Genomic DNA, 8,032 nt, shown 5'->3' with positions numbered 1-8,032 from the left:
CCGACTCTATCAGACTCTTTCGTGTCCGATTTTCCTCGGTGCCTTTCAGGTTTCCGCTCCGGCCTTTCGGCTTTCGCGTTTCCCTTTCCGGCGGTTCCGACTTTATCAGAAGTTTTCGGCCGGTCTTACCGGCGTGGTGTTTCTGATTTATCGGGTGCGGCTTCTTGGCTTATGAGAATCAAGAAGCAGGCAGATATTAACTGCCGCCGCTGGACTTGTCCAGCTCTAGGCAACTGTTCGAATCTACCTCCCCAGTCCTCCCGTGTCAACGGTTTTTCTGGGGCGTCGAGGACACTAGCAGCTCGGCAGGGTCCGACGCACATCAAGCTGCGGTGGGCACCGTGGCGCTGCGTTCCGTGGGGTCAACGTCGCCTGTGGCTCCGGCTCGTGCAGCTCTGCCGCCCAGGACATAGACGTACACGAGGAAGGCCAGTTCAGCGGCGATGCCGATGCCGATGCGGGCCCAGGTCGGCAGGCCGGAGGGGGTGACGAAGCCTTCGATGGCGCCGGAGATGAACAGGACCAGGGCCAGGCCCACCGCCATGCCGAGTGCCGCTCTGCCCTCCTCGGCGAGGGCCGTTCGACGTGAGCGGGGGCCTGGATCGATGACGGTCCAGCCGAGACGCAGGCCTGTGCCGGCAGCTACGAAGACTGCGGTCAGTTCCAGAAGGCCGTGTGGGAGGACCAGGCCGAGGAAGGTGTCGAGGCGGCCGGCGGAGGACATCAGGCCGATGCCCACGCCCAGGTTCAGCATGTTCTGGAAGAGGATCCAGATCACGGGGAAGCAGAGGAAGGCGCCCAGGACCAGGCACATGGCCGCTGCTTGGGCGTTGTTCGTCCAGACCTGGGCGGCGAAGGATGCCGCCGGGTGGCTCGAGTAGTACGTCTCGTACTCACCGCCTGGGCGGGTGAGTTCGCGCAGTTCGCTGGGGGCCGCGATCGAGGACTGGACCTCGGGGTGCGTGGCTATCCACCAGCCGATGACAGCGGCGAGGATCGTCGAGAGCAGCGCCGTGGGGACCCACCAGTGGCGTGAGCGGTAGACCGCTGCGGGGAAACCGTGGGTCAGGAAGTGCGTGACGTCGCGCCAGGAGGCGCGGCGGGTACCCGTCACCGCACTGCGTGCGCGTGCCACCAGGCGGGTGAGGCGGCCGATGAGCTGCGGGTCCGGGGCGCTGGACTGGATCAGCGAGAGGTGGGTCGCGGTGCGTTGGTAGAGGGCGACGAGTTCGTCGGTCTCGGCTCCGTCGAGTCGGCGCTGGCGGCGCAGCAGGGCGTCGAGTCGGTCCCACTCTGCTCGGTGGGCGGACACGAAGACGTCGAGGTCCATCAGGTGGCTGCTCCTCGTACTGCGGCGCGATGCTGCCTCAGCTTGGCAGACTGGCCGTTCCGAGGGCAGGGCAGGGAAGGGCGGTTGGCGTGAGTGAGCTTGTGACGGGCGAGGCGGTGGCGCTCGAGCTGCGGCCGGCGAAGCTGCCGAGCCGTGGGCTCGCCGTACTGATCGACTTGGTGGTGGCCTGGGCGGTCTACCTGGGGGTGACCATCGGGATCGTGGCTTCTACGTCGTCGTTGGACGACGCGGCGGCCGCGGCGGTCGCCGTCGCCAGCTTTGTGCTGATCCTGGTCGGTGGGCCGATCGCGGTGGAGACGCTCAGCCATGGGCGTTCGCTGGGCAAGGCGGCGTGCGGGCTGCGGGTGGTGCGGGACGACGGGGGGCCGATCCGTTTCCGGCACGCGTTGGTGCGGGGTGCGGTGGGGGTCGTCGAGATTCTGCTGACGTTCGGGGTTGTCGCGTGCATCGCGTCGCTGGTGTCGGCGCGGGGGCGGCGGCTCGGGGACGTGTTCGCGGGGACGCTTGTCGTGCGGGAGCGGGTGCCTGCAGCGCACTCGGGTTTCGTTCCTGCGCCGCCGCCCTGGTTGGCGGGGCGGTTCGCCGAGCTCGATCTGTCCGGGGTGCCTGAGGGTCTTTGGCTGGCGATCAGGCAGTACCTGACGCGGATGGGGCAGTTGGATCCGCAGGTGGGCGGGGCGATGGCTCAGCGGCTTGCCGGGGATCTCGCGGAACGTACGGGGGCGCCTGCTCCGCAGGGGGTTCCGCCCGCCGCCTATCTGGCCGCGGTCGTGCAGGAGCGGCAGGTGCGGGACGCTCGGCGGGCCTTCGGCGGGAGCGGGGGCGGTAGCGGTAGCGCGGGGTCCGCTGGGCCGGGGTATGCGGTGCCGCCTGGGTACGTCGTGCCGGGGGCGCCTGGGCCGGGGGCTTCTGCGCCTGTGGGGTATCCGGGCGGTGGCGTGCCGCCGGGGCCTGCTTCTCACTCGGGCCGTCCGACCTACCCGGCCCGTCCCGCCGGTTCCGGGGCCGGGCAGGAGAGTCAGGAGGGTGCGGAAGCCGCGCCTCCCGGTACTGGGTTCGTGCCGCCCGCGTAGGGCTGGGTCAGGCGAAGGTCGAGGGTGGGGATTCGAGGTTTTCGAGCTCGATGCCAGGGGCGGAGAGCACGACGTCGCCGGTGATGTGGATGGCGTGCTGCTCGCCGGTGTCCAGGGCTGTGACCTGGTATTCGTCCACGACGAGCGGGCCGTTGTCAGTGGCGTGTGCCTCGCTTTTCAGCAGGGCCCAGGACTGGTCGAGGGTGCGGGGGGCGAGGACCGGGTCGGTGAAGGCGACGAGGCGGACGCGGGTCGCGGGGGAAGCGGGGGTGAGGCGCAGGAGGCGTGTGGTCGCGATGAGGAAAGCGGGGGATGTGCCGGTGAACGCGTGCGCGGGGGCGTTGTCCTCGGTGGCGTGGGCGCCGGTGGGGTCGGTGCGTACCCAGGTGACGCCGTCGATCGCTGCGGCGCGGATCTGCCAGTCCCGCGAATGAAGTTCGAGGCGGATGGGGCGGCCGAGTTCGTCTACGGCGAGGTCGACCGAGCCGGTGGGGTCGCCCGAGGGGGCGGTCCGCTGGGAGACGTAGCGCCAGCCGGAGGGGCCGGGGGCGCAGTGGAAGTGTTCTTCACCGAGGGGGGTGTGGTCGTGCGTGTCGTGAAGCGAATAGTGGCCGCGGGGCATGGGGCTCGGGTCCTTGTCGGGCAGAGGTCGGGCGTGGTCGGCATCGTCGGCGTCGGCGTTCGGAATGGGCGTCGTCCGGAGCTGAGCAAGTCCTTCGGTCGCCGAGGTGCCGGTGGGGTGGCGGGGTAGCTTCCATGCCTGTGAGTGGCAGGCGCGGTTGCCAGTGACGTAGCGGCCCCGATTCGGGCTGCCAGGGTTCGGCGGGTCCAGGCCGGTCCGCAGACCAGGGTCACGCGTCACGGGACAAAGGTCGCAGACCACGGGTCCGGGGCACAGACCGCGGGTCCCGGGTCCGAGTCAGACCGCGGGTCCCGGGTCCGAGTCAGACCGCGGGTCCCGGGTCCGGGGCAGACTGCGGGTCACGGCTCCGGGGCAAGGTCCAGGGTCACGGGTCGCAGCCCACGGGCACAGGTCCGGGTCACGGGTCCAGGGTCACGGCACGCACGGGGCACAGGTCCGGGTCACGGGGGCAGGTCCGGGTCGCAGACGCCGGGCACGAATCCGGGTCCAGGGCACGGGACCAGGTCCCGGGTCCAGGTCCCGGGTCCAGGTCACGGGTCCAGGTCCCGGGTCCAGGGCACAGGTCCAGGTCACGGCACAGGTCCAGGTCGCAGACGCCGGGCACGGATCCGGGTCCAGGGCACGGGACCAGGTCACGGGACCAGGTCCCGGGTCACGGGTCCAAGGCACAGGTCCAGGTCACGGCACAGGTCCGTGTCGCAGACGCCGGGCACGAATCCGGGTCACGGGTCACGGGACCAGGTCCCGGGTCACGGGTCACGGGTCACGGGTCCAGGGCACAGGGCACAGGGCGCAGGTCCCGGTCCGGGTCCGAGTCGTAGACCGCGGGGCACGAGCCACGGGTCCAGCTGTGTCCTGGGTGGTTGGTGGCCCAACGCCCCCTCGTTCTTTTGCCCTCGGGCCGAGCGCGCCCTCACGGGGCAGGCCCCCGCCCGAGTGGTGGGCGGGGGCCTGCGGTGAGCTTGGGCCTGGGCGGAGAGCGCCAGGCGGTCGGCTCGGTCAGTAGCGGTAGTGGTCCGGCTTGTACGGGCCCTCTACCTCGACGCCGATGTACGAGGCCTGCTCCGGGCGCAGCGTCGTGAGCTTCACGCCGAGTGCGTCCAGGTGGAGGCGGGCGACCTTCTCGTCGAGGTGCTTGGGGAGCACGTAGACGTCGGTCGGGTACTCGGACTGCTTGGTGAACAGCTCGATCTGGGCCAGGGTCTGGTCCGCGAAGGAGTTGGACATCACGAAGGACGGGTGGCCCGTCGCGTTGCCCAGGTTCAGCAGGCGGCCCTCGGAGAGGACGATGAGGACCTTGCCGTCGGGGAACGTCCAGGTGTGGACCTGCGGCTTGACCTCGTCCTTGACGATGCCGGGGATCTTGGCGAGGCCGGCCATGTCGATCTCGTTGTCGAAGTGGCCGATGTTGCCGACGATCGCCTGGTGCTTCATCTTGGCCATGTCCGAGGCCATGATGATGTCCTTGTTGCCGGTCGTGGTGACGAAGATGTCGACCTTGTCGACGACCTCGTCCAGCGTCGTGACCTGGAAGCCGTCCATCGCCGCCTGGAGGGCGCAGATGGGGTCGACCTCGGTGATGATCACGCGCGCGCCCTGGCCGCGCAGCGACTCCGCGCAGCCCTTGCCGACGTCGCCGTAGCCGCAGACGAGGGCGGTCTTGCCGCCGATCAGGACGTCCGTGGCGCGGTTGATGCCGTCGATCAGGGAGTGGCGGCAGCCGTACTTGTTGTCGAACTTCGACTTCGTCACGGCGTCGTTCACGTTGATCGCCGGGAAGAGGAGCGTGCCGTCACGGTGCATCTCGTACAGACGGTGGACGCCCGTCGTGGTCTCCTCGGTCACGCCGCGGATCTCCGAGGCGAGCTGGGTCCACTTCTGCGAGCCCTCGGTGATGGTGCGGTTGAGGAGCTGCAGGATGACGCGGTGCTCGTCCGACTCGGCGGTGTCCTCGGAGGGGACCTTGCCGGCCTTCTCGTACTCGACGCCCTTGTGGACCAGGAGCGTGGCGTCGCCGCCGTCGTCCAGGATCATGTTCGGGCCGCCGGTGGGGGTGTTCGGCCAGGTCAGCGCCTGCTCCGTGCACCACCAGTACTCCTCCAGGGTCTCGCCCTTCCAGGCGAAGACCGGGATGCCCTGGGGGTTGTCCGGGGTGCCGTTCGGACCGACGGCGATGGCCGCGGCGGCGTGGTCCTGGGTGGAGAAGATGTTGCAGGAGACCCAGCGGACCTCGGCGCCCAGGGCGACCAGGGTCTCGATGAGGACGGCGGTCTGCACGGTCATGTGCAGCGAGCCCATGATGCGGGCGCCGGCCAGCGGCTGGGAGGCGGCGAACTCCTTGCGGATCGACATCAGGCCGGGCATCTCGTGCTCGGCGAGGGTGATCTCCTTGCGGCCGAACTCGGCCAGGGAGAGATCGGCGACCTTGAAGTCCTGGCCGTTGGTGAGAGTCGTCATTGGCGAGCTGCTCCTCGTGGGATTGATCGAGGGTGGGTGGACATGGCTGACCTGCGACAACGGCACAGAAGAGCACCGGCGCGCAGCAGCGCAGTCCGTCGGAGGCCCTCTCTCCCTCGGCCGGCCCGTGCTGGCACCGCCCGACCGCCATCAGCAGCGACGTCTGGCTCGGTCACAAAGCTACACCGATTGGCCCAGCGAGCCCCAGCCCGCCTCCCCGGGCGCGGCAGCGGGCGGGCAACCGCGGAGGGGGTCAGGGAGGGGTCCACGGACCCGCTGATCCGGGACCTTTGCGCTTTTGAACCTGCGGTTATGTGTTGCAGGATGCCTTGAGATCGGGAACATTTGCGCGATCTTGTTTGACGAAGGCGTTAGGAGATCCACGTGACCCATCCGGCCGATCCCCCCATAGGCGGGAGCAGCGGCGAGCCGAAGAAGCTCAAGCTGCTCGCGGTGACCGCCTGTCCGACCGGTATCGCCCACACGTACATGGCGGCGGAGAAGCTCTCGCAGGCCGCGGAGAGCCTCGGCATCGACATGAAGGTGGAGACGCAGGGCTCCATCGGCGCCGAGAACGTACTGACTGACAACGATGTCAGGGATGCCGACGGCATCATCATCGCCGCCGACAAGGACGTCGACCGCGGGCGCTTCGTGGGCAAGCGCGTGCTGTCCGTCGGGGTGTCCGAGGGCATCAGCCACCCGGAGCGGCTGATCGAGCAGGTGCGGAGCGCGCCGGTGCACGGCGGAGGCGGTGGCGGCGGTTCCGCCGAGCCGGTCTCCAGCGGTGGCGGGGGCGGCAAGGAGCGGAGTCTCGCTTACAAGGCGCTGATGAACGGCGTCTCGTACATGATTCCGTTCGTCGTGGTCGGCGGTCTGCTGATCGCGATCTCGCTGTCGCTCGGCGGGCACACGGACCCCAAGGGCGGGCTCGTCATCCCCGACGACTCCTTCTGGATGCACGTCAACCAGATCGGTGTCATCGGCTTCACGCTGATGGTGCCGATCCTCTCCGGCTACATCGCCTACGCGATCGGCGACCGGCCCGCGCTCGTGCCGGGCATGATCGGCGGCTGGATCGCCAACACCGGTGAGCTGTACGACTCCAAGGCGGGCGCCGGCTTCATCGGGGCCATCGTGACCGGCTTCCTCGCCGGTTATCTGGTGCTGTGGATCAAGAAGGTCAAGGTCCCGAAGTTCGCCCAGCCGATCATGCCGATCATCGTGATCCCCATCATCTCGACGACGGCACTCGGGCTCTTCTTCATCTACGTGATCGGGAAGCCGATCTCGTGGGTCTTCGAGCATCTGACCAGCTGGCTCAGCGGCATGACCGGGACCAGCGCGATCCTGCTCGGCGCGATCCTCGGGCTCATGATCGCGTTCGACATGGGCGGTCCTGTCAACAAGACGGCGTTCCTGTTCGGCGCGGGGCTCATCGCGACCGGCAACCAGACCGTCATGGGCATGTGCGCCGCCGCGATCCCCGTCATGCCGCTCGGCCAGGGTCTCGCGACGCTGATCCGCAAGCGGCTCTACAGCGAGCAGGAACGGGAGACCGGTCTGGCCGCCTTGTTCATGGGCTTCTTCGGGATCTCGGAAGGCGCGATTCCGTTCGCCGCCGCGCGACCCGCGCAGGTCATCCCCGCGAACATGCTCGGTGGCGCCGTCGCCGGTGCGATCGCCGGTCAGGCGGGCGTCGAGGACGCGGTGCCGCACGGCGGGCCGATCGTGGCGGTTCTGGGTGCCGTCGGTGGCGTACCGATGTTCTTCATCGCGATCGCCATCGGCGCCGTCGTCACGGCGCTCACCACCGTCACCCTCGTCGACCTCAGCGAGCGCAAGCGGCGCGGGGCGCCGGTCGTCGACGTGCCGGGCGGGCCCGAGCCGGTGCTCGCGGGAGTGGGCGCCGGAGCCGTCGCGTCGGGGGCGTCCGCGGCCCCGCGAACGGCGACCGCGGAGGCCGCCGCGCCTGCTCCCGCGGCCCCCTCCCCCACGGCCGAGGACGAGGACGAAGTCCTCTCCGGCTATCTCACCGAGCAGACCGTCAAGGTCCGGCTGGACTCCGCCGACAAGGACTCCGCGATCCGCGAGATGGCGGACCTCCTCGCCTCCACCGGCAAGGTGAACGACGTCGAGGAGCTCGTGCGGACCGCTCTGCGCCGCGAGGCCCAGGGGACCACGGGCCTCGGCGAGGAGATCGCCATCCCGCACGCCAAGACCGACGCGGTGACCTCGCCTGTGGTCGGGTTCGCGCGATCGGCCGAGGGCATCGAGTGGGGTGCCATCGACGGTACGAAGGCCAAGCTCATCTTCATGATCTCCGTGCCGGAGGCGGCCGCCGGCGACGAGCACCTGCGGATTCTCGCGCTGCTCTCGCGCAAGTTGATGGACACCGGCTTCCGGGAGCGTCTGGAGGCGGCGCCCGACGAGCGGGCGGTCCTCGAAGTGCTGCGCGAAGTTCAGTAGCGGCAGCTGCCTGTACGCCGATGGGGCCCCGCACCTGCA

The 8,032-nt window shown here is 69.4% G+C and carries 5 protein-coding genes; 2 read left to right on the top strand and 3 right to left on the bottom strand.

Features of this window, described 5'->3' with window-relative positions; genetic code table 11:
* Nucleotides 1-322: 322 nt before the first annotated feature.
* Nucleotides 323-1,330, bottom strand: coding sequence for a stage II sporulation protein M (locus tag ACIGXX_RS43155; RefSeq protein WP_351163234.1), 1,008 nt, complete (start codon nt 1,328-1,330; stop codon nt 323-325).
* A gap of 89 nt (nt 1,331-1,419) precedes the next feature.
* Between ACIGXX_RS43155 and ACIGXX_RS43150 the strand changes: the two genes are divergently transcribed.
* A complete protein-coding gene (locus ACIGXX_RS43150; protein WP_399984596.1) occupies nt 1,420-2,424 on the top strand; it encodes an RDD family protein in 1,005 nt (334 codons plus the stop codon).
* A gap of 7 nt (nt 2,425-2,431) precedes the next feature.
* Here ACIGXX_RS43150 and ACIGXX_RS43145 read toward each other — a convergent pair whose 3' ends face one another.
* Nucleotides 2,432-3,046 carry a hypothetical protein gene (locus ACIGXX_RS43145; RefSeq protein ID WP_399984593.1) on the bottom strand — a complete coding sequence of 205 codons (615 nt, stop codon included), beginning with the start codon at nt 3,044-3,046 and terminating at the stop codon, nt 2,432-2,434.
* A gap of 1,020 nt (nt 3,047-4,066) precedes the next feature.
* Nucleotides 4,067-5,524, bottom strand: coding sequence for an adenosylhomocysteinase (ahcY, locus tag ACIGXX_RS43140; RefSeq protein ID WP_351163226.1), 1,458 nt, complete (start codon nt 5,522-5,524; stop codon nt 4,067-4,069).
* 384 nt (nt 5,525-5,908) lie between these two features.
* Between ahcY and ACIGXX_RS43135 the strand changes: the two genes are divergently transcribed.
* Entirely contained in the window at nt 5,909-7,993 is a 2,085-nt protein-coding gene (locus ACIGXX_RS43135) for a fructose-specific PTS transporter subunit EIIC (RefSeq protein WP_366465169.1), read from the top strand.
* The last annotated feature ends 39 nt before the right edge of the window (nt 7,994-8,032 follow it).

The sequence above is a fragment of the Streptomyces sp. NPDC055243 genome (assembly GCF_044544025.1).
GTDB lineage: Bacteria > Actinomycetota > Actinomycetes > Streptomycetales > Streptomycetaceae > Streptomyces.
Note: the sequence above shows the minus strand (reverse complement) of the source record. Positions and strands in the feature narration are given on the sequence as shown.

Coding starts and splice junctions, on each gene's coding strand:
- ACIGXX_RS43155 (WP_351163234.1), bottom strand. CDS start 1,330: ATGGACCTCGACGTCTTCGTGTCCGCCCACCGAGCAGAGTGGGACCGA.
- ACIGXX_RS43145 (WP_399984593.1), bottom strand. CDS start 3,046: ATGCCCCGCGGCCACTATTCGCTTCACGACACGCACGACCACACCCCC.
- ahcY (WP_351163226.1), bottom strand. CDS start 5,524: ATGACGACTCTCACCAACGGCCAGGACTTCAAGGTCGCCGATCTCTCC.